We start from the raw sequence: 20,000 nt of genomic DNA on the forward strand, positions 1-20,000 counted from the left end.
CTCTCCAAATACCATTTAATTTTTTTTGTTGGTAATTTGCTTTCGTGCCTGCCGCCAGCAGACACAAATTAACAAATTACACCAACGCAGCCTGTTGGTCACCGTTTCTATGTACTTATTTAAACTAAGTTTTATGCGCTTAGAACAAACCAAGACATTTTGTTTAGTTTATTCAGGGTTTAGTTTTTTAATAGGCGCGCTGCGTCTTTTGCAAAATAAGTAAGAATGCCATCTGCTCCAGCACGTTTAAATGCCAGCAGGGACTCCATCATTACGCTGTCTTTATCCAGCCAGCCATTTTGAAAGGCGGCCATGTGCATGGCGTATTCTCCGCTGACTTGATAGGCAAAGGTTGGCACTTCAAGTTCAGCTTTTACACGACGAACAATATCAAGATACGGCATGCCGGGTTTTACCATGACCATATCCGCGCCTTCTTCTAAGTCGAGCATCACTTCACGAATGGCTTCGTTAGAGTTGGCGGGGTCAATTTGATAGGTGAATTTGTTGCCTTTGCCAAGGTTGCCGCTTGAGCCAATAGCATCACGGAATGGGCCGTAATAAGCTGACGCGTATTTGGCGGCATACGCCATGATGAGGGTATTCACAAAACCTTCTGCTTCGAGTTCGTCGCGGATTTCACCGATTCGGCCATCCATCATATCTGATGGCGCAACCACGTCGGCGCCGGCTTTGGCGTGTGATAGGGCTTGTTTTACTAATGTGTCAACGGTGATGTCATTCAGCACATAACCTGAGTCATCGATAATGCCGTCTTGCCCGTGTGTGGTGTAAGGGTCGAGTGCTACATCGGTTAATACGCCTAATTCTGGAAAGGCGTCTTTTAAGGCGCGAACCGCACGTTGTACTAAGCCATTGGGGTTGTACGCTTCTTCGGCGAGCAGCGATTTTTTATCCGTATTGATGACGGGGAACAGGGCAACCGTTGGAATGCCGAGTTCGACTAACTCTTTGGCTTCTTCTAATAGTAAGTCGATAGAAACGCGCTCGATGTTTGGCATAGAAGGAATGGCTTCACGCACATTGTCGCCTTCAATAATAAACATAGGGTAGATTAAGTCGTCTGCGGTGAGGCGATGCTCGCGCATCAGGCGGCGAGAAAAATCATTTTTACGCATGCGGCGCATACGAGTGTATGGAAATGTCATCCAATATTTCTCCTGTTCGCTGTGGGTGAATATACTTCAGTATTGTGACAATATTATGTCAACGCGTAATTAAAAGCCTTGCGTGAAGACAAACTTTACGCATTGCTCGCACTTAATTGAATTATGTGGCCTTTATGCCAGTAGCGCTTCCGCCTCTTCTAGTTCTTCTTGCGCTTCAAACCAAGCGTCTTCACTGTCGGCTTGGGCTTTTTTCCATTTCGCCTCTTCGCTTAATAGCGTTTGCAGTTTATCTCGTTGCTCCGCTTCATAAAGCGTGGCGTCAGACATGGCGTCGGAAATGCGTTCGAGATGTTCTTGTGCGGTGTGGACGGCTTTTTCATATTTCTCTATTTGTTTGCGCAGCGGGCGCAATTTTTCGCGCATTTCGGCGGCTTTACGGCGCTCTTCTTTGCGGTCCACCTTGTCTATTTTGTCGCCGGTTTGCTCGCCTTTCTCTTGTTGCACCACGCTGGCTTGTCTTGCTTGAAGCCAAGCGTGATAGGCGGGCAAGTCACCGTCGAATGCTTGAATTTGATGGTCGGCGATCAGATAAAACTCATCGACTGTACTGTTGAGCAAATGTCTGTCGTGGGAGACCAATAAAATGGCGCCAGGAAATTCCTGTAACGCTTCGGTTAACGCTTGGCGCATATCTATGTCTAAATGGTTGGTCGGCTCATCCAGTACTAATAAGTTGGGTTTGGTCCAAGATATTAACGACAAGGCCAAGCGCGCTTTTTCTCCACCGGAAAAGCCTTTCACTGGGCGCAGCGCGTCGTCACCAATAAAACCAAAACCGCCTAAGTAGCGACGAATATCGCTTTCAAGTACTTTTGGCGTGAGCCGCTGAATGTGCAGTAATGGCGAAGCTTCTAGGTCGAGTGCGCTTAACTGATGCTGTGAGAAGTAACCGATTTTTAGGTTTTCTCCCATGATGCGGTCGCCTGCCAGAATACGGATTTCGCCGACAATGGATTTGATCAAGGTTGATTTGCCCGCGCCATTAGGGCCGAGTAAGCCAATGCGTTGGCCGTCTCGAAGGGCAAAGTTGGTATTGCCCAGTTGCACGGTTTTTGTGCCCGATTCTGAGGTGTAGCCCAGATCGGCTTGAGATAAATTAATTAACAGCTGTGAGGTTTTTTCGGCCACAGGAATCGTAAATTGAAACTGTGAGTCAATATGGGCGGGGCCAATAAACTCCATTTTTTCGAGCATTTTTAAGCGGCTTTGGGCTTGTTTGGCTTTGTCTGCTTTATAGCGAAACCGATCAACATATTGCTGTAAGTGCGCGCGTTTCTCTTGTTGCTTTTCGTAGTTCGCTTGTTGTTGAGCTAGGTGCTCGGCGCGTTGGCGTTCGTAATCTGAGTAGTTGCCTTTATAAAGCACCAGTTGTTTTTGATAGAGATGAACAATGTGGCTGCAAATACCATCTAAAAAGTCCCTATCATGGGAAATCAATAACAAGGTGCCTGGGTATTGGCGGAGCCAGTTTTCTAGCCACATAACCGCGTCTAAATCTAAGTGGTTAGTTGGCTCATCAAGCAAGAGTACGTCAGAAGGGCACATCAAGGCTTTGGCAAGATTAAGGCGAATTCGCCAGCCACCCGAGAAATCAGACACGGGCCTTTGCATGTCCGTCATCTTGAAGCCGAGACCTTGAAGAAGCGTCTCGCCGCGTGATTGCGCGGTATAACCATGGGCGTTTTCATATTCGCCTAACCAGCTGGCGTGGGCATGGTTGTCGCCGTTTGCTTGGGCCTTGGCAATATTGCTTTCTATGTCTCTGAGTCTATCGTCGCCATCTAGACAATAATCCAGCGCACTGCGTTGTGTTTCTTCTACCTCTTGCGCCATAAACGCAATGCGGCGTTGTCCTGGCAAAATAACGTCGCCCGTGTCGGCGTGCAGATCGCCTTTGATCATGGCGAATAAAGAGGATTTCCCGGCGCCATTGGCGCCAATTAAACCGACTTTTTGGCCTTCAAAAATAGTGAGGTCGGCCTCTTCGAGTAAAAACTGAGTGCCGCGCTGTAAACTTACTTGCGTAAATTGGATCATAAAAACTGGGTGTCTCTTTATTCTGTAAGTGAGCGTGCCGTTGCTGTTCCATTGGAGGCACAATGCACAACATTTTAGAGTGCTGTTGAGGTAAACGAAATAGCCAAGGTGCATATTCCTCGTACATATTCCCAGTTAATCACGCTTTAAAGTGGATGATTGAGCGTCTCAAGGGTAAAATGGCGGCAATATTAATTTGAACTTTTTTACTCAGGTTTTTGACTTGAGCAAGGTGTGCTTTGTGAACAGTGTAACCCTAAATGAAATTCAGCGTTTTTCCTTTGATAATACTAATGTCCGTGGCGAGCGGGTTTTATTGAGCAGTGCTTATCAGGAGATTATTAAGCGTAAGCAATACCCTTTGTCGTTAGAGAAGCTGCTAGGGGAATTCGTTGCCGCCATCGCGCTGCTAAGAGACATTGTAAAAATCGACGGCGTGTTGTCTATCCAAGCCAAGGGGAACGGTTTTTTATCCACCTTGATGACGGAATGCGACGAGCTGCAGAACCTTCGCGGTATTGTTCAGTGGGATGAAAGCCAAGCGGTGCCAGAGGTTATTTCGTTAAAAGAGGTGCTTGACGGCGGCTATTTGGCCATTACGATTCAGCCGCGCAACGGTCAGCGTTATCAAGGGATTGTCGAAATTGTTGGTGATACCTTGGCAGAATGTCTTGAGCAGTATTTTTCTCAGTCTGAGCAATTGCCAAGCCGCGTTTGGTTGGCGGCGAATGGCTCGCAATGCGGTGGTTTATTTTTGCAGCGTTTACCGCAAGAGCAAGCCAAGGTGGAAGATGAAGACGCTTGGGAGCGTTTAACTCATCTTGCTTCAACCGTGAAAGAAGAAGAGTTATTGGGTCTTGAGACCGCTGTGCTCTTGCATCGCTTATATCATGAAGAAGACGTTCGCTTGTACGACATTAAAACCATGCAGTTTGGTTGTTCATGTTCGCGTCAGCGCACTTTGGATGCGGTGATGTCGCTTGGTTCAGAAGAAATACGCGAGCTGTTAATCGAGCAAGGTAGCGTAAATGTAGACTGTCAATTCTGTGCCGAAAAATACCATTTCACCGAAACGGACTTGATAGATTTGTTGGGGGATCAAGCAAAAACCCATTAAGTAAAAAACCATTAAGTCATTAAGACTGAAACGTGGCGTGATGCAGTAGATCGCGCCACGATATGATGCCAATCACCTGATCCTCGTCGTCTGTTACGGGGAGACAAGAAATGTCTACGCGTTTAAACCAAGCGATAATGTCCGCTATCGGCGTTTCTGCTTTGACGGTGATCGGTTGGCGTGTCATGACCTGATGCGCGGCGCGATTGAGGGTGTCTAGGTCTCTTGGTTGTTCGGACACCTTGTCAATAAAAGGGCTTATTAAACGCAGTAGATCTCTGTCTGAAATAATACCCACCAGCTTGTTGTGTTCAGTCACAGGAAGGTGATGAAAGCCATTCTCCTCGATGATTTTTCTGATAGTGGGTAAGCGTTCATCCATATCAACACAGATGACATTGGTGGTCATGATATCTTGTGCTTTCATGGGCATTACTCCCCTGCGCAAATGAGAGAATTTAGTATATTTATAGTGAACATTATTATTTTAATATAATGGCAAAATCTAAGCATGTTTTTTCTTTATGTTGCTAAAATCGTCCTTCTGGTCGCCAAAGTCAATAAAATACAAGCGATCGTGAAAATCGAAATGTGAATATATCTACATTCTTATACTAAGGTCTCAAGACATTATTTTGAAAACCCGTATAATTAGCTGACACCTGCTCAGAATCCCTTACAGACTGTTTGTTTTTTTGTTTTGAACTTTCAGCATACGAGCAAAGGCGTTCTGAAGAGAGGATGAAGAAAACAAGACAGAGCATTCTAACGTGTTTCTGTTGGCCAAAAGCCTCCTTTTCTACATCACTCTCATATTCACAATTGGCTATGACACGGCGAAATCATATGACCTCAAATTCTGTAGACGTTTTACTCGTCGGAGGCGGTGCCATGAGCACCACTCTAGGCGTATTACTAAAACAACTGGATCCCAGCATGACCATGTTAATGGTCGAACGGCTGGACAGTGTCGCAAAAGAAAGTACCGATGGTTGGAACAATGCCGGAACGGGCCATGCGGCCTATTGCGAGCTGAATTACACGTCTGAAAATGAAGACGGCTCCGTTAATATAAAGAAGGCCGTCACTATTAATGCGGCGTTTGAAATCAGTCTTCAGTTTTGGTCTTATCTTGTTGAGCAAGGTTTGATGCCTGCGCCGCAAGAGTTCATCCATCGCGTTCCCCATCAAAGTTTTGTGTGGGGCGAGCGTAATGTCAAAATGCTCAAAGCACGCCATGCCGCAATGAGTGCGCACCCTGCCTTTAAAGAAATGCAATACACGGAAGATCGCGAAAAAATGAGAGAATGGATGCCTCTTATTATGAACAATCGTGATGACAGCGAACCGCTCGCGGCGACACGTGTTGAGCATGGTGCAGATGTAAACTTCGGTGCTATTGCCCGTAATATGAGTAAGCATTTGCAGGGGTTTGATAACTTTGACTTGAGCTTGAACAGCGAAGTCAGAGATTTAACGAAAAGAGCCGATGGCCGTTGGGATGTCGAAATTGAGCAAAATGGTGCTCGTAAGACAGTCGATGCTAAGTTTGTTTTTTTAGGCGCGGGTGGTGGTGCTTTGCCTTTGCTGCAAATGGCAGACGTGAAAGAAAGCGAAGGCTTCGGCGGCTTTCCGGTGAGTGGTCAATGGTTGGTCTGTGAAAAACCGGACATCGTTGAACAACACTTTGCGAAAGTTTATGGTGCTGCGCCTATTGGTGCGCCACCTATGTCTGTTCCGCATTTGGATACCCGTATTATTGATGGTAAAAAAGCCCTCTTATTCGGTCCATTTGCAGGGTTTACGACGAAGTTCTTAAAGACAGGTTCCTTCTTTGATTTGCCCAAAAGCGTTCGCTTTAATAACATTAAGCCTATGCTGAGTGTCGGTAAAAATAATATGGATCTGACTCGCTACTTGATTAGCGAAGTGATGCAATCCCATAAAGATCGCTGCAACTCATTGCGTCAGTTCTTCCCGGATGCAAAGGATGCAGACTGGGAGCTGGCTTACGCTGGGCAACGTGTGCAGATCATCAAGAAAGACGAAAAACTAGGCGGAAAGCTAGAATTCGGAACAGAAGCGATCAGTACAGAAGATGGCTCGCTTGCCGCTTTATTGGGCGCCTCTCCTGGTGCCTCAACGACGGTGAATACCATGATTGGTATTTTAGAACGCTGTTTTCCTGAGCGTTTTCACTCCGCGGATTGGCAAGAGAAGATGAAAGCGATGGTGCCGTCTTATGGCGAGTCTTTGGTCGAGAATACGGACTTGTTGTTGACGATTCGTGCGCACACTTTAGATACGCTGAACTTGAAGCCTTAATGCCAATCTAAAAGGTAAATCGTTGTAAAAAGCTGGGTCAATGACCCAGCTTTTTTGTATTTTGTAGATGTTAAAAATAAATGGATACCGAGATTAACTATGATAATGACCTTTGCTGAACGCGCAGATCAACTGTGTGATCGATTACGAGACATGGAACATCAAGCAGAAGAGGGCGATCAGCTTTTTTATTGCGCTTATCTTCTAGGGCTTTTGGGCTTGCACAGCAGTGTGGAAGGTGAGGGACAAGAGGAATTTGATCGTGCTTTTACGGGGACCCTGCAAGAAACGCTTGAAGCGGAAGGGGTGACACCGAGCGACCAAGAAAACATCACGGCCTTGTGGAAAGCGGTTTGCGCAAAGGCGGCTTAGTCAGCGTTAAAAACAAAAGCCAGCGCTAAAAGCAAAATACCGGTCGGTACGAGAACGAAAAAAGCAGAGACAATGAATCGGTCTCTGCTTTTTTAAAGAAAAGTCTTAGATTTAGATTAAAGCACAGGCTTATCTGGGTGTGGCGCGTAGGCAAAAACATCAGAAAAGCAGCGTTCTTTACTCAAGCCTTTTAATTCTAGTTGGTCGAGAGTGCCGTATACCATGCCCACTGAGCCACTAATAAACGCCACACTTTGGCTCAAGTCTGGATGATCTGCCAATACCGCTTCATATAACCAGCCGCTTCTGCCATGCCATTGGTCACTTTTTTCGTTCACCACAACGTCCAGCGTAAAAGGTGTGTATTTGTGTGATTCTTCTAGCCAGTCTTGTGCAAAGACATCTTCGGCGGTTCTTAAACCCCAATAAAATGAGACTTTCCCTGAATAGTTTTGTTCAACCAGTGCGCTGTACAGGCTTTTGATTTGAGCAAACCCCGTGCCGCCAGCGATCAGTAAAATGTGTTCAGGATTCGAGTCCAATACGCCATTATTCAAATGGCAATCACCACCAGGTGCTTTTATGGTGATGCTGCTGTTTGCTTGAATGTGTTCCACGACTTTGCTGGCAAGAGAGTCTGGGTCAGAAACGAGAATATACAAGGTCAGGCTAGGCAATTCATGGGCTGCGCTGCCAATAGAATAGGGGACTTGCTCGCCTGTCGGTAACATCACCATCAAGTATTGGCCAGCGGTAAAGGCCAAATCATCAGCTTGTAAGGTAATCTGATAGACGTTCTGATTAATCAACTCAACTGCGTTTACCTTCGCGGTCATCTCTTTCATTTAAATTACTCCAATATGGGTCACACTTTCCTCTTGAGGCCAGTGGGCAGACATTGATCAAGATCCGATAAATAAAAAAAACCACTTCAGGAAGTGGTTTTTTATGGCGATGTGTCTGCTTATTTGTTTTTGCCTTTCATCGACTCAAAGAACTCATCGTTAGTTTGAGTGACTTTTAGGCGATCAATCAAGAATTCCGTAGCGGCAACATCTTCCATTGGATTCAAGAGTTTACGAAGAATCCACATGCGTTGTAATTCGTCTTCAGACGTGAGTAAGTCTTCACGACGAGTGCCTGAGCGACGGATATTAATCGCTGGGAAGGTACGTTTTTCAGCGATTTTACGGTCAAGGTGTAATTCGGAGTTACCAGTCCCTTTGAATTCTTCAAAGATAACTTCGTCCATTTTTGAGCCGGTATCGACTAGTGCGGTTGCAATAATGGTTAAGCTGCCACCTTCTTCGATATTACGAGCGGCACCAAAGAAACGTTTTGGGCGCTCTAGTGCGTTCGCATCCACACCACCGGTGAGTACTTTACCGGAAGAAGGAATCACGGTGTTATAGGCACGAGCAAGACGCGTAATAGAGTCTAACAAGATGACAACGTCACGTTTGTGTTCAACCAAGCGTTTGGCTTTTTCGATGACCATTTCCGCCACTTGAACGTGGCGAGCAGGTGGCTCATCAAATGTAGAGGCAACCACTTCACCACGCACAGTACGAGACATTTCGGTTACTTCTTCAGGACGTTCGTCGATCAGCAACACGATTAAATGGCATTCTGGGCTGTTGCGCGTGATGGCGTTAGCAATGTTTTGTAACATGAAGGTTTTACCCGCTTTCGGCGGAGAAACGATCAAAGCACGTTGGCCTTTACCCATTGGAGCAACAAGGTCAATAATGCGAGACGTCACGTCTTCAGTGGAGCCATTACCGGCTTCCATCAATAAGCGCTCATCTGGGAATAAAGGCGTTAAGTTTTCAAAAAGAATCTTGTTACGAACGCTTTCTGGCTTATCAAAGTTAATTTCGTTGACTTTCAATAGCGCAAAGTAGCGCTCGCCGTCTTTTGGCGGGCGAATCTTCCCAGCAATGGTGTCGCCGGTGCGTAAATTGAAGCGTCTGATTTGGCTAGGAGAAACATAAATATCATCTGGACCCGCTAAATAAGAACTGTCAGGTGATCGCAGGAAGCCAAAGCCATCTTGAAGGATCTCTAAAATACCGTCGCCGTAAATGTCTTCCCCACCTTTTGCATGACGCTTTAGGATGGCGAAAATAACATCTTGTTTACGAGAACGAGCCATATTGTCTAGGCCCATTTCTGCTGCGATATCTAAAAGTTCGTGTACTGATTTCTGTTTTAAGTCGGTAAGGTTCATAAATGGGTTTTGTACTAGCTCATTAGAGGAAAAACGACGGAATTAGAGTTAATTAATGCGTAACCATAATTTGTCTGGAAGTATTTAACAATGTATCAGCTATTCGGCACCAAAAAACGCAGGACAACATGGTTAGAACTTTGTTCTGGTTTAAATTAGCCCGGATAGGGCAAAGCCAATACAGCGCGAAACAATTTGATTGGGATCTAAAACGATGTAAATACTGCAATATCATCATCAAGACCATCCATACTATAGTTCGACTTAGAGTCGAGGTCTATAGGGAAATTTAGGAAAAAAACATTTTTTGCTAAATTTTTGATCAAACTCAGGGGTTATTGCCCCCGCCCGGCTTGATTGCTTAATGGATGGGGCATTTATTCAAGCTGCAAGAAGGTCATTTACCGGTTGGCGGCGTTTGGCGCGTTCATGGTCAATGACATGATGTAGTAACTGATATACTCTTGCCTCTATCGAGATTTCCGCAACATAAGGCTTTCTGAATGCAATCACTTTTTTTGCAACAATCCCATGATTTTCCCTTCGAGAAAATCGCGGCCATAGACCTAGGTTCAAACAGTTTTCACATGGTAGTCGCTCAGGTGACCCATGGACAGCTGCGTATTACTGGCGAGTTTGGTGAAAAGGTTCAGTTAGCCGCTGGCTTGGTTAATGGCCATCTAGATGATGCGTCACAGCAAAGAGGGCTAGATTGCCTAGCGCAGTTTGCTCAGGTAATAGAGGGAATGCCAGCGGGCTCCGTTCGTGTTGTGGGGACAAATGCATTGCGAGTGGCGAAGAATCGTTATGATTTTATTGGCAAAGCCATGGACATAATGAGCCACCCAGTGGAAATCATAGCCGGGCGTGAAGAGGCTCGATTGATTTATGTTGGGGTGTCAAAAACCATGGATCATGGGGATTTGAAACGCCTAGTAATTGATATCGGTGGTGGTAGTACAGAGTTTATTATTGGTCGACAGCTTGAGCCAATATTGACCGAAAGCCTTCATATGGGGTGCGTGAGCTTTACCCAGCGTTTTTTTGCCGATGGCGCGATTAACAAATCTAATTTCCAAAAAGCCGTTACCGCCGCCCGTTTAGAATTGCTGAGTATTCAAGACGACTACCTGGATGAAACATGGGATGTGGCGATTGGCTCTTCTGGCACCATTAAAGCTGCGTTTAATATTGTTAAGGAAAACAATTGGAGCAAAAAAGGCATTACCCTCAAAACACTGAAGCAAATTCAGAAAGTGCTTTTTACGGCGGGCCATGCCGACAATATTGAGCTAACGGGGTTAAAGCCTGAACGAAAAAACACCTTTGCTGCGGGCGTTGCGATATTAACCGCGGTATTTGAATGTTTTGATATCAAGCAGATGGACTTCTCGAATGGCGCACTAAGAGAAGGCGTCCTTTACGATATCATGGGGCGTTACGCAGAAAGTGACATTCGAGAACGCACCGTTAACTACATGCTGAATCAATATCATATCGATACCGAACAGGCGAAATTGGTCACCCACACCGCCTTGTCGGCGTTGGCACAGGTGAAAGAGGATTGGGATTTAAGCAGCATCTCCAGTGAAGATTTGCTGCGCTGGGCAGGTTTGCTGCATGAGGTCGGCGCGGGCATTTCACACAGTCGATATCATAAACATGGTGCCTACATTATCCGTGAATCGGACATGCCTGGCTTTTCCCAACAAGAGCAGCAAGCATTGGCGAATTTAATTCTGCGACACCGTCGTAAGTTTACCCAATCGCTGGATTATCGTTTTACAAAAAGTGACCAACAAGATTTAGACCGATTGTCGATTTTATTAAGGCTGTCTATTTTACTGCATCATGATAGAAAAGAAGGCGACATGCCTATTTTTACATTAAAGGCAGCCGACAAAAGCCTTCATGCTGAGTTTTTACCCGGTTGGCTGGACAGTCGACCGCTGACCTTAGCCAACTTACAAAGAGAAGCGGACTCTCTAGGTTCAGAAGGTTATTCTTTAACTTTTAGTTAGTTCTCTGGTTCGTTTTCTAGTAAGTAGATTAGCGAGGCTTTGGTGGGTTTACAGCGGCGGAAGAGGTAAGCATCAGCTTGTTATATTGATCAAGTGAGTTTGTCTATCGAGCGATACAAAGCGGCCACTTCTTCACGCTGTAACCCTGTAATACGAGAGAGTCGGCCAATGCTTGAGGAGACTTGTACCGACTCTGTACCTTCTTCTTTTTCCTTGTCTTGTTCAGTACGGTTAAATTGAGCATGAGCGGACAGTAGCTGTTTTCCTTGATCGGACAATAACACCAGGTTTTGTTGTCTTTCCGGTTGTGAGCGCGCGCCTGTTTCTGCTTGTGCTGATAGCATAGGCAAATACGAATGATTGCTTGATACAGATGAAATAGACACAACAGGCACCTTAATTCATTCGGGCATTTTTAAAAGATATTTTAAAGAATAGTATAAAAAGTGAACATTAGGCGTTTTGATTGCGCTATTTTGTTTGCGGCTCGCTTAGGTTCTGACTACACAATGGGGGATTGAGTGTTCATCGCGGCTTGGGTTTTATTGGGCTTATACTGATTTTCTCTTTTCATTCGCCATATTTAGTGTCATTGCTATATTAAGGATGATATTGTTTGCACATTATTGTCGATAATATGACTAACAAAACTGTGCATTTTACAGATGAAGTGCTGGCGTTACGCTAAGCTGACACGCTAAATTTTGTCTGTTCTACGTTATTTGCTTCAAAAAGGGCGCCGCATGAGTCAAGAAAATCTCCCAATAGAACATCTGTATTTCACTGAGAGCAATCTAGAGCAAATCTTAGAAAATTTAGATGTGGTCCGAAACCGAATTCACCCACAATTAAGTGATGAAGAAGGCGTAAATGAACAGGTATTTCCCTCTGTTTGCCTGATTGGTTTGGGACGCTGTGGTTCCAATATCGCATTAGATGTCGCATCGTTGGTATACGATGCACGAACAAACTACATGCGAGAAGTGGAAAACCAAGAAATATTGGACAGTGAGCGTGAATTTCGACCTATGCGTTGGATCCGTAAACATCTGCCGCTGGAAGGAAAAGATGGCTTTAAGCCAGTTTTCCTCATTGAACCTATTGTGCTACTAGGTGATTTGGATAAAGACATCGAAGGGCGAATTCGTTTTTCGAATCAAGAAGGCCGCACGAAATTTCTAGAAGAATACACCAAACTGCAAATAATGGACTTGTCTGAAGTGCATGCGGGTGGGGCGGGTAATGCGCCGATTTTAGGGCAGTACTTAGCAAAAATTATTCTTAATAAAGATGCCACGACCTTTCGTAATGAAAGCTGGAAGCAGATGCACTCCTATTTGGTGGATTCCTGCGGTATCAAAGCCAACCAATCACGCTTGTACTTTTACATCTTCAGTGCGGGTGGTGGCACCGGGTCTGGTATGGCGTCTGAGTTCGGTCTTGCGCAACAATTCTCTTACTTAAGCAAGACTTTTGACTATCGTTCTGATCAGAGCAAAATGGCCGACAAGCGTCATAGTTTTGTGTTTGAACCTATCTTTACATCGGGCATTTGTATCCTTCCTAATATTTCTGGGAAAAATGTTGAAATTTCCGAGGCCTTGCACATTAACGCAGGGCGTTTGTTAACCAAATACATTTCAGAAGAGTGGAATTTCTCTTACAACGAAGAGCGTGAAGAAGACGAAGTCCCCGCGGATGTTATGGAACGAATTCGTCCGTGGAACTCGATGATGCTGATCTCTAATGACATCATGCGTTACGCCGAGGAAGAAGACGGTGGTGATGCGGACAATATCGATGTTAACACCATGGAAAAATACGCTAACCAGTATATTTCCCAGCAAATTTTCAACATCTTAACCGCTCAAGCCGTGACCACCGACTATGACGAAGATTACTTTCGTCGTGCCGGTATCGATATTGCTGAAACCATTCGTTTGGACGCCAACGACTTATTTATGAGTTTAGCGGGTCCTGTTGCCGTGGCGTATGCCGAAAGTGTTGTGAACGAAGGAACACGTCAAGACAGCGTTGATATTGATGACCTGTTCTGCCGCTCGATTGAGCTACCGCATTTTAATGACGACACATCGGCTATTGAAGGGGTAAGTGTATTGCCGGTTGAATCAGAGCGATACCGCGAAGCCATTAAGGATTATCGCAAAAGTGGCTATGATGCGAGCACCTTGAACCACCTGCACTTCTTTAAAAACTGTTCGTCTATCGTGTCGATTATTTCTTTGCCACGGGACTATAAGTTATCCTTTACTGCATTGAATCGTCTAAAAATGCACCTCAACCGTTTGTGCCCTAATACCACATTGAAGCGTTATGCGCTGGTGATTGGTGCTTCGGCCAACTTGTCATTGACGACGCTAATTGCCAAAAGCCCATGTTTGAGTGACGACTTCCTAACCTTGATGGTGGCTTACATGAAGCGTTGTTTCGCCCGTGATGATTACCGATACACGGATGAAATAGACAATGCGATTATTAAGATGATCCAAGACGATGATTTTGATGAGGCGTTGGTGGATAAGTTCTTTACGACTTATGAAAACCCCGCCAAAATCTTGGACACAAACTGGTATGCCATTAAGCCCATGTACGAGAAAAAATACCGTGAGTTGATTGATAACAACCAACGTTTTGTCTCGATCAATGACATTCGCTTAGACATCAACAATGTCAAAAATGCCATCAAGTATCTTCGCGAAATTTACCGTCATCGCATTAGTAAAACCAACGTACTGACGCTTAATGGTTAATGACTTAAAGCAAGCGCCATCTACGTAACAGCAAAAAGGCCGCCTAATTAGGTGGCCTTTTTTGTTGGTTGTGGAATTAAATACCGCAGTGGCTCAGTGGCCAAGCTACTTAGTTAGGCTCTTGTGGTGGCTTAATGGTTTCTCTATTGCGAATGGTTTCCATAAGGTCTTGGTTTTGAGTTTTTTCAATCGGCTTAGTTCGGTGGTGGAGTGCTGTTTTAGCAATCATATTGGCCGCCACTGGCGCGGTAATCAAAAGAAACAGCGTGATTAATAACTCTTGAATAGACAAAAAGCCTTTTAAATGGCTTTGAAAAATCATCGACGCAATCAGTACGCCAGTAATGCCTAAAGTTGACGCCTTGGTGGGGCTGTGTAGACGCATATAAATATCTGGCAAGCGCACAAGGCCATAAGAGCCGATCAGCAAAAACACGCCGCCGATGAGCAAAGAAATACACATAATAATTTCGAGATAAAAAGGCATAACCGTTCCTTATTCTATGATGTCACCGCGAAGTAAGTACTTACATAACGCCGCTGTACTGACAAATCCCAGCATGGCAATTAGCACAGCTGCTTCAAAATACAACGCACTTTTTGCGTATATTCCGTACAGTAAAATGAGTGCAATCGCATTAATGTACATGGTGTCTAGCGCTAGGATTCGGTCAGACAGCGTGGGCCCTTGTAATAAGCGCCACAAATTAAAAATCAACGCAATACAAATACAAATGGCGACAATGGTGATAGTGACACTTAGCATCCAAAAATCTCCTTGATGGGTCGTTCATAACGTTGCTTAACGGACTTAATAAGCGTGGCTTCATTTTCTAAATGAAGGGTATGCACGTAGAGCCAAGTTTTGTCTTTTGACACTTCAGCGCTGACCGTCCCGGGTGTAAGAGAAACCGTACTCGCTAGAATGACAATGCCTAAGTCCGAATTCATTTCAATGGGAATCGCCACAAATCCAGGGTTGAGCTTTTTGACCGGACCAATAATGAGCAATGCCACCTCCACATTGGCGGTAAGAATGTCCCACATTACCATCAGCACATAGCGAATCGCGAGCCAGGGTTTGAGGATTTTCGGGTGTTCATCGCGCATGCCCGTGACCAGCCAAGGAATGGTAATGGCAAAGAAAGCCGCCAACGTCATGTGACCTGCGCTAATAGAATTATTGAGCAATAACCAAACCACAAACAGCAAAACGCTGTGAAATGGCATAGGGAATAACGTCATTGTGCTACTCCAGGTAATAGGTCGTAAGCCGAGGATTGGATGTCGTGCAAATAGAATGCCGCCTGTTGTGTAAACTCACTAATATCACCACCGAGTAAAACCAAGACAGGGGACGCCAGAAGTAACATAGCAATACTGATTATTTCGGCCGTTTTGGCTGGCTCCGCTGAGGTCGCCATCGTGCCATTATGTCGCCAAAACAACGTCGTACCGGCTCTTGAAAAAGTGATCAGCGCCGCTAAACTGCCTATTAACAACAGCGGCCAAACCCACATGGTTTGTGCGTTTGACTGAGTGGCCTGCAAAATCATAATCTTGCCAACAAACCCAGATAACGGCGGCATGCCGATTAACGCTAAAGCCGAGATTGCGAAGGCAAAGCCCAGTAATTTTGGTTGGACAAAAGGGCGCGAGTGAACAAAACGGTCTTCCGCTTTGCCACGCTGGCGAGCCACAACGTCAGCCAACAAAAACAACCCGGCCGATGCCAAGGTACTGTGAACCAGATAGTAAAGTGCGGCGGAAGTGGCGGCTTCGGAATTGATTGCTGCGCAAGCCAGTAAGCTACCGCTGGAAACGATGACCAAGTTTGCACTGAGCGTTCTAATGCTTGGACTGGCAAGCACGCCTATACTGCCCATGGTAATAGTGAGCAAGGCCAGCGGCCATAGCCAAGGTGTAGCAATATTGGCCAACTCCCCCGCATTATCACCAAAAATAACGGTGTAAACGCGGAAAATACTGTAAATCCCTACTTTCGTCATGATGGCAAACAAAGCAGCGACAGGCGCGGTGGCGCTAGCGTATGTTTTTGGTAGCCAAAAATGCATCGGCAGCATAGCGGCTTTTAAACCAAACACGACCAACAGCAAGAGCGATCCTGTTTTGGCTAGCGTGGCTGTTTCACCCTCTAGTTGACCTACTTTAATCGCCATGTCCGCCATGTTTAATGTGCCAAGCGTGCCGTAGAGAATGCCAAGACCAAACAGGAACAAGCTAGAGCCCACCAAGTTTAGAATCACATAATGCATCGCCGCTTGGGTTTTTTGTTTGCCGCCAGCGTGAATCAATAACGCATAAGAAGCGATCAACAGCACTTCAAAGAAAACGAATAAATTGAATATATCGCCAGTCAAAAAGGCACCATTGATCCCCATGATCTGAAACATGAACAAAGGGTGGAAATAGGCTCCGCCTTTGTCTTGCCCTGCAACGGCATACAGCATGATGGTAAAGGCTAAAAATGACGTGAGTAAAACCAGTAAACTCGAGACTTTATCAACCACAAGAGCAATACCGTAAGGGGCTTGCCAACCGCCCAAGGCATACAATTGAACGCCTTGGTTGTTTACCTGATACAGCAAAAAAGCCGATGAAACGAGTAACAACAGCGTGCCAACAATAGACGCTATTCGTTGTGACTGAATATTGCGAGAGATGGGCGGCAAAAGCATCAAGGCGCCAAATAGCAAAGGAATAAGAACCGGAAAAATGCTGAGATGCTGCATTTAGTGATTTCCCTCCGATTTTGAGGCCGCGTCATTAGGCTGCATGGGTAGCGTGCCATCCACGTGATCATTGCCTAAATCGGCACGTGCTCGCATGGCGAGAATGACGCAGAAAGCCGTCATAGCAAAACCAATAACAATAGCGGTTAACACCAAGGCTTGTGGCAGCGGGTCGCTGTATTCCTCGGATTGACCCAGTACCGCAGCGGCATTGAGTTTCAGTCTGCCACTTGCAAACAAGAATAAGTTCACCGCATAAGACAACAAAGTTAGCCCTATTACCACCGAAAAACTGCGGCCTCGTAAAGCGAGAAAGACACCGCAAGCGGTTAATAAACCGACGCAAAATGCGTATAAACCTTCCATTAATCATGCTCCTTTTGAATAGGGCGTTCACTGGTTGTTAATTGACCTAAGTTGGCGAGAATCAACATCGTTGCGCCCACCACTGTCAGGAAAACACCAAGATCAAACACCATGGCGCTGGCCAGTTCGAACTTACCAATTACTGGCAAGTAAAAGTAATCAAACCAAGACGATAAGAAGGTGTGCCCAAAGACCCAGCTGCCTAAACCGCTGAGCGTCGCAATGCCAATACCAGAGCCAATCATGATTTGATAATCCAATTTAATACGCGTTTTTATCCACTCCACACCATGCGCCACATATTGTTGAATAATCGCCACAGAAGTGATTAAGCCAGCAATAAATCCCCCGCCGGGCATATTGTGCCCACGTAAGAAAATATACGCCGAAACCAAGAGTGCAAGAGGCAATAAACTTTGCGAAATAACCGCCAACAAAATGGGGTGTCGATCTTCAGACCAAGGTCGGCCATTGCCATCTGATGACGGCATAAACAGGCGCATTTTGGCAATAAGCTTGTAAATACCAAGCGCCGCTATCCCTAAAACAGTGATCTCGCCGAGCGTATCGAAGCCGCGAAAATCTACCAAAATAACATTAACGACATTGGTTCCCCCTCCGCCCGTTTTACTGTTCTCAGTAAAAAAGGTGGAAATAGTATCGAGAGGTCGAGTCATTAAGGCATAACTGATCGTACCAATAATACCGCCCATCAAAGACGCCAAACTCAAATCACGCACAATACGACGGGGAGAAGACTCTTTCGGTGTTTTCTGCGGTAAGAAAAACAGCGCCAATATCAATAAAATCACCGTCACTACTTCTACAGAGAGCTGGGTCAGAGCGAGGTCAGGCGCGGAAAACTGCGCAAACGCCAAAGAAACGATCAAACCCACAACGGACAATGTTAACAATGCCACGACACGTCTTCTGTGCCATATCACTGTCGCCAGAGCAGAAAGGCACAAGAGCACCGCACAAGTGATCGATAACGCATCAACAGGAATCTCAGGTCGTTGCCCGGCCGTTGTATTGAGTTTCATTAGTGAAGACGCCGTCATCACCACGGCAAACGCCAATACAAAGAAAATATAACGCTGTAATGAGCCATTCTCAGTGATCTGGATAAGACGGCTCGCCTTATTGACCAAAGATTGAATCACACCCTCAAAGACCAGCTTTGGGTCGCTGGTTGGGAACTGCGCTTGAAATTTAAACAGATGAGAGCGACTGTGATACATCAACAAACCACCCACTAAGGCAATCGCACTCATCAACAGAGGGAAATTAAAACCATGCCAAATGGCCAGACTGTAATCTGGCGCAGGGCCATTTAGTGTCGCTGTCGCGGCGGCGAGTAACAGATCGCCAACGACCAGGCTCGGAAAAATCCCCACCAACAAACAAAGAGCAACTAAGACCTCTACCGGAACGCGCATATAGCGCGGCGGCTCATGGGGCGTTTTCGGCAGATTAATTGGTTCACCATTGAAAAACACATCATGAATAAAGCGCATAGAATACGCCACCGCAAAGATGCCGCCTAACGTCGCTAGCACCGGAATAAACCAAGACAAAGAGCCGAGGGACGCCTGATGCAGCGTCTCAGTAAAAAACATCTCTTTAGATAAAAAGCCATTCAAGAGCGGAACGCCAGCCATAGAGGCAGAAGCGACCATCGCCAGCGTGGCCGTATAAGGCATGTATTTCCATAAACCGTTTAACTGACGCATGTCTCGGGAACCCGACTCATGGTCAATGATGCCAGCGGCCATAAATAACGATGCTTTAAAAATGGCATGGTTAATAATGTGAAAAATAGCCGCAACAGCCGCCAGATCGGTTCCCATACCAAGCAGTAAGGTGATTAGCCCCAAATGGCTGATGGTAGAGTTGGCCAATAGGCCCTTTAAATCGTGTTGAAATAGCGCAATGTAAGCCCCGACAAGGAAGGTTGTCAGACCCGTTAACGTGACAATTAAAAACCAAAGATCGGTATCGGCGAGCGCAGGGTAAAAGCGCGCCATGAGGAATATCCCTGCTTTTACCATAGTCGCAGAATGCAAGTACGCGCTAACCGGCGTCGGTGCCGCCATCGCATTAGGCAGCCAGAAATGAAACGGGAACTGGGCAGATTTAGTGAAGGCACCGAGTAGAACCAACACCACAATAATGGGGTAATTAGCGCTGGCTTTGATTAGTTCGCCACTGTCCAGCACGTCTTGCAGATTGTAACTGCCAACCGTACTTCCCAAGATCAGCAACCCCGCCAGCAAGGCTAATCCGCCTGCGCCAGTGACCGTTAGCGCCATCCTGGCCCCTTTTCTGGCTTCTGCTTTGTGCCCCCAGAAGCTGATGAGCAAAAACGAACTAATACTGGTCAGCTCCCAGAAAAACCATAACTGGATCAAATTATCGGATAAAACGATTCCCAGCATGGCGAACATGAACAAAATCAGATACGCATAAAACTTACCGATCGAGTCCTGTGCAGAAAGGTAATAACGAGCGTATAAAATAACCAGTAAACCAATGCCTAGAATCAAAATCGAAAACAATAACGCCAGACCATCAAGCCGAAAAGCCAGCTCCAGTCCAATAGCTGGAATCCATGGAATTGACGCTTGGAAGCGTTCGCCGTGGAAAATCCCCCCCGTATGAGAGAGGATTAAAAATAATGTTAAAGCGGGCAACGCCGCGGTTAAAAATGCACAGGCAGTGCGGCTAAAACGCGCGCTAATCAGTGGCACTAAGGTGCCTAGTAAAGGAAGAAAAGGCAGCCAAATCAAAGTACTCAAGATAAAAACTCCTTTCTAGT

17 protein-coding genes are annotated in these 20,000 nt (G+C 45.8%); 5 read left to right on the forward strand and 12 right to left on the reverse strand.

Going from position 1 to position 20,000, the window contains the following annotated elements:
• Window positions 1-179: 179 nt before the first annotated feature.
• Both hemB and abc-f read right to left on the reverse strand, forming a co-directional pair.
• The gene (hemB, locus tag J8N69_RS09835) at window positions 180-1,169 is read right to left on the reverse strand and encodes a porphobilinogen synthase (RefSeq protein ID WP_168824170.1); all 990 of its coding nucleotides are present in this window, start codon (window positions 1,167-1,169) and stop codon (window positions 180-182) included.
• A 132-nt stretch (window positions 1,170-1,301) separates the two neighbouring features.
• Entirely contained in the window at window positions 1,302-3,227 is a 1,926-nt protein-coding gene (gene abc-f / locus J8N69_RS09840; protein WP_168824171.1) for a ribosomal protection-like ABC-F family protein, read from the reverse strand.
• Between the two features lie 241 nt (window positions 3,228-3,468).
• Between abc-f and hslO the strand changes: the two genes are divergently transcribed.
• Window positions 3,469-4,344: an Hsp33 family molecular chaperone HslO gene (gene hslO / locus J8N69_RS09845; protein WP_168824173.1), complete on the forward strand. Its 876-nt coding sequence runs from the start codon at window positions 3,469-3,471 to the stop codon at window positions 4,342-4,344.
• Window positions 4,345-4,363: 19 nt separating this feature from the next.
• Here the strand turns inward: hslO and J8N69_RS09850 are convergent, their stop codons facing one another.
• A complete protein-coding gene (locus J8N69_RS09850) occupies window positions 4,364-4,771 on the reverse strand; it encodes a CBS domain-containing protein (RefSeq protein WP_168824175.1) in 408 nt (135 codons plus the stop codon).
• A 419-nt stretch (window positions 4,772-5,190) separates the two neighbouring features.
• Here J8N69_RS09850 and mqo point away from each other — a divergent pair, with 419 nt between their 5' ends.
• Both mqo and J8N69_RS09860 read left to right on the forward strand, forming a co-directional pair.
• Window positions 5,191-6,669 (forward strand): malate dehydrogenase (quinone), encoded by a 1,479-nt coding sequence (gene mqo / locus J8N69_RS09855; RefSeq protein WP_229426366.1) that lies wholly within the window; start codon window positions 5,191-5,193, stop codon window positions 6,667-6,669.
• Window positions 6,670-6,768: 99 nt separating this feature from the next.
• Window positions 6,769-7,041, forward strand: coding sequence for a YfcL family protein (locus tag J8N69_RS09860; protein ID WP_168824179.1), 273 nt, complete (start codon window positions 6,769-6,771; stop codon window positions 7,039-7,041).
• A 116-nt stretch (window positions 7,042-7,157) separates the two neighbouring features.
• Here J8N69_RS09860 and J8N69_RS09865 read toward each other — a convergent pair whose 3' ends face one another.
• On the reverse strand, window positions 7,158-7,886 hold the full coding sequence (locus J8N69_RS09865; protein WP_168824181.1) for an NAD(P)H-flavin reductase: 729 nt from the start codon (window positions 7,884-7,886) through the stop codon (window positions 7,158-7,160).
• Window positions 7,887-8,005: 119 nt separating this feature from the next.
• Window positions 8,006-9,271, reverse strand: a complete 1,266-nt coding sequence (gene rho / locus J8N69_RS09870; RefSeq protein ID WP_168824183.1) for a transcription termination factor Rho — start codon at window positions 9,269-9,271, stop codon at window positions 8,006-8,008.
• Window positions 9,272-9,774: 503 nt separating this feature from the next.
• On the opposite strand from rho, the gene J8N69_RS09875 reads away from it, so the two are divergent.
• Window positions 9,775-11,292: a Ppx/GppA phosphatase family protein gene (locus J8N69_RS09875; RefSeq protein WP_168824185.1), complete on the forward strand. Its 1,518-nt coding sequence runs from the start codon at window positions 9,775-9,777 to the stop codon at window positions 11,290-11,292.
• Window positions 11,293-11,381: 89 nt separating this feature from the next.
• Here J8N69_RS09875 and J8N69_RS09880 read toward each other — a convergent pair whose 3' ends face one another.
• Window positions 11,382-11,678, reverse strand: a complete 297-nt coding sequence (locus J8N69_RS09880; RefSeq protein WP_168824187.1) for a hypothetical protein — start codon at window positions 11,676-11,678, stop codon at window positions 11,382-11,384.
• Window positions 11,679-12,035: 357 nt separating this feature from the next.
• Between J8N69_RS09880 and J8N69_RS09885 the strand changes: the two genes are divergently transcribed.
• The gene (locus J8N69_RS09885) at window positions 12,036-14,063 is read left to right on the forward strand and encodes a hypothetical protein (RefSeq protein ID WP_168824189.1); all 2,028 of its coding nucleotides are present in this window, start codon (window positions 12,036-12,038) and stop codon (window positions 14,061-14,063) included.
• 109 nt (window positions 14,064-14,172) lie between these two features.
• On the opposite strand, the gene J8N69_RS09890 is transcribed toward J8N69_RS09885, so the two are convergent.
• Genes J8N69_RS09890 through J8N69_RS09915 form a run of 6 tightly spaced genes read right to left on the reverse strand, consistent with a single transcriptional unit; the run spans window position 14,173 to window position 19,980 of the window.
• The gene (locus tag J8N69_RS09890; RefSeq protein ID WP_168824191.1) at window positions 14,173-14,550 is read right to left on the reverse strand and encodes a Na+/H+ antiporter subunit G; all 378 of its coding nucleotides are present in this window, start codon (window positions 14,548-14,550) and stop codon (window positions 14,173-14,175) included.
• Window positions 14,551-14,559: 9 nt separating this feature from the next.
• On the reverse strand, window positions 14,560-14,829 hold the full coding sequence (locus J8N69_RS09895; RefSeq protein ID WP_168824193.1) for a K+/H+ antiporter subunit F: 270 nt from the start codon (window positions 14,827-14,829) through the stop codon (window positions 14,560-14,562).
• Window positions 14,823-15,308: a Na+/H+ antiporter subunit E gene (locus J8N69_RS09900; RefSeq protein WP_168824195.1), complete on the reverse strand. Its 486-nt coding sequence runs from the start codon at window positions 15,306-15,308 to the stop codon at window positions 14,823-14,825. The genes J8N69_RS09895 and J8N69_RS09900 overlap by 7 nt, the downstream gene beginning before the upstream one ends.
• Window positions 15,305-16,816 (reverse strand): monovalent cation/H+ antiporter subunit D, encoded by a 1,512-nt coding sequence (locus J8N69_RS09905; RefSeq protein ID WP_168824197.1) that lies wholly within the window; start codon window positions 16,814-16,816, stop codon window positions 15,305-15,307. Before J8N69_RS09905 ends, J8N69_RS09900 begins: the two co-directional genes overlap by 4 nt.
• Entirely contained in the window at window positions 16,817-17,182 is a 366-nt protein-coding gene (locus tag J8N69_RS09910) for a Na+/H+ antiporter subunit C (protein ID WP_168824198.1), read from the reverse strand.
• Window positions 17,182-19,980 (reverse strand): monovalent cation/H+ antiporter subunit A, encoded by a 2,799-nt coding sequence (locus J8N69_RS09915; RefSeq protein WP_168824200.1) that lies wholly within the window; start codon window positions 19,978-19,980, stop codon window positions 17,182-17,184. The genes J8N69_RS09910 and J8N69_RS09915 overlap by 1 nt, the downstream gene beginning before the upstream one ends.
• Window positions 19,981-20,000: the final 20 nt, after the last annotated feature.

It is taken from the genome of Marinomonas profundi, assembly GCF_020694005.1.
Classification (GTDB): Bacteria; Pseudomonadota; Gammaproteobacteria; order Pseudomonadales; family Marinomonadaceae; genus Marinomonas; species Marinomonas profundi.

What these genes read in the sequence shown, in the direction of transcription:
- hemB (WP_168824170.1), bottom strand. Translation starts at nt 1,169, where the DNA reads ATGACATTTCCATACACTCGTATGCGCCGCATGCGTAAAAATGATTTT.
- abc-f (WP_168824171.1), bottom strand. Translation starts at nt 3,227, where the DNA reads ATGATCCAATTTACGCAAGTAAGTTTACAGCGCGGCACTCAGTTTTTA.
- J8N69_RS09850 (WP_168824175.1), bottom strand. Translation starts at nt 4,771, where the DNA reads ATGAAAGCACAAGATATCATGACCACCAATGTCATCTGTGTTGATATG.
- mqo (WP_229426366.1), top strand. Translation starts at nt 5,191, where the DNA reads ATGACCTCAAATTCTGTAGACGTTTTACTCGTCGGAGGCGGTGCCATG.
- J8N69_RS09860 (WP_168824179.1), top strand. Translation starts at nt 6,769, where the DNA reads ATGATAATGACCTTTGCTGAACGCGCAGATCAACTGTGTGATCGATTA.
- J8N69_RS09865 (WP_168824181.1), bottom strand. Translation starts at nt 7,886, where the DNA reads ATGAAAGAGATGACCGCGAAGGTAAACGCAGTTGAGTTGATTAATCAG.
- rho (WP_168824183.1), bottom strand. Translation starts at nt 9,271, where the DNA reads ATGAACCTTACCGACTTAAAACAGAAATCAGTACACGAACTTTTAGAT.
- J8N69_RS09875 (WP_168824185.1), top strand. Translation starts at nt 9,775, where the DNA reads ATGCAATCACTTTTTTTGCAACAATCCCATGATTTTCCCTTCGAGAAA.
- J8N69_RS09885 (WP_168824189.1), top strand. Translation starts at nt 12,036, where the DNA reads ATGAGTCAAGAAAATCTCCCAATAGAACATCTGTATTTCACTGAGAGC.
- J8N69_RS09890 (WP_168824191.1), bottom strand. Translation starts at nt 14,550, where the DNA reads ATGCCTTTTTATCTCGAAATTATTATGTGTATTTCTTTGCTCATCGGC.
- J8N69_RS09895 (WP_168824193.1), bottom strand. Translation starts at nt 14,829, where the DNA reads ATGCTAAGTGTCACTATCACCATTGTCGCCATTTGTATTTGTATTGCG.
- J8N69_RS09900 (WP_168824195.1), bottom strand. Translation starts at nt 15,308, where the DNA reads ATGACGTTATTCCCTATGCCATTTCACAGCGTTTTGCTGTTTGTGGTT.
- J8N69_RS09905 (WP_168824197.1), bottom strand. Translation starts at nt 16,816, where the DNA reads ATGCAGCATCTCAGCATTTTTCCGGTTCTTATTCCTTTGCTATTTGGC.
- J8N69_RS09910 (WP_168824198.1), bottom strand. Translation starts at nt 17,182, where the DNA reads ATGGAAGGTTTATACGCATTTTGCGTCGGTTTATTAACCGCTTGCGGT.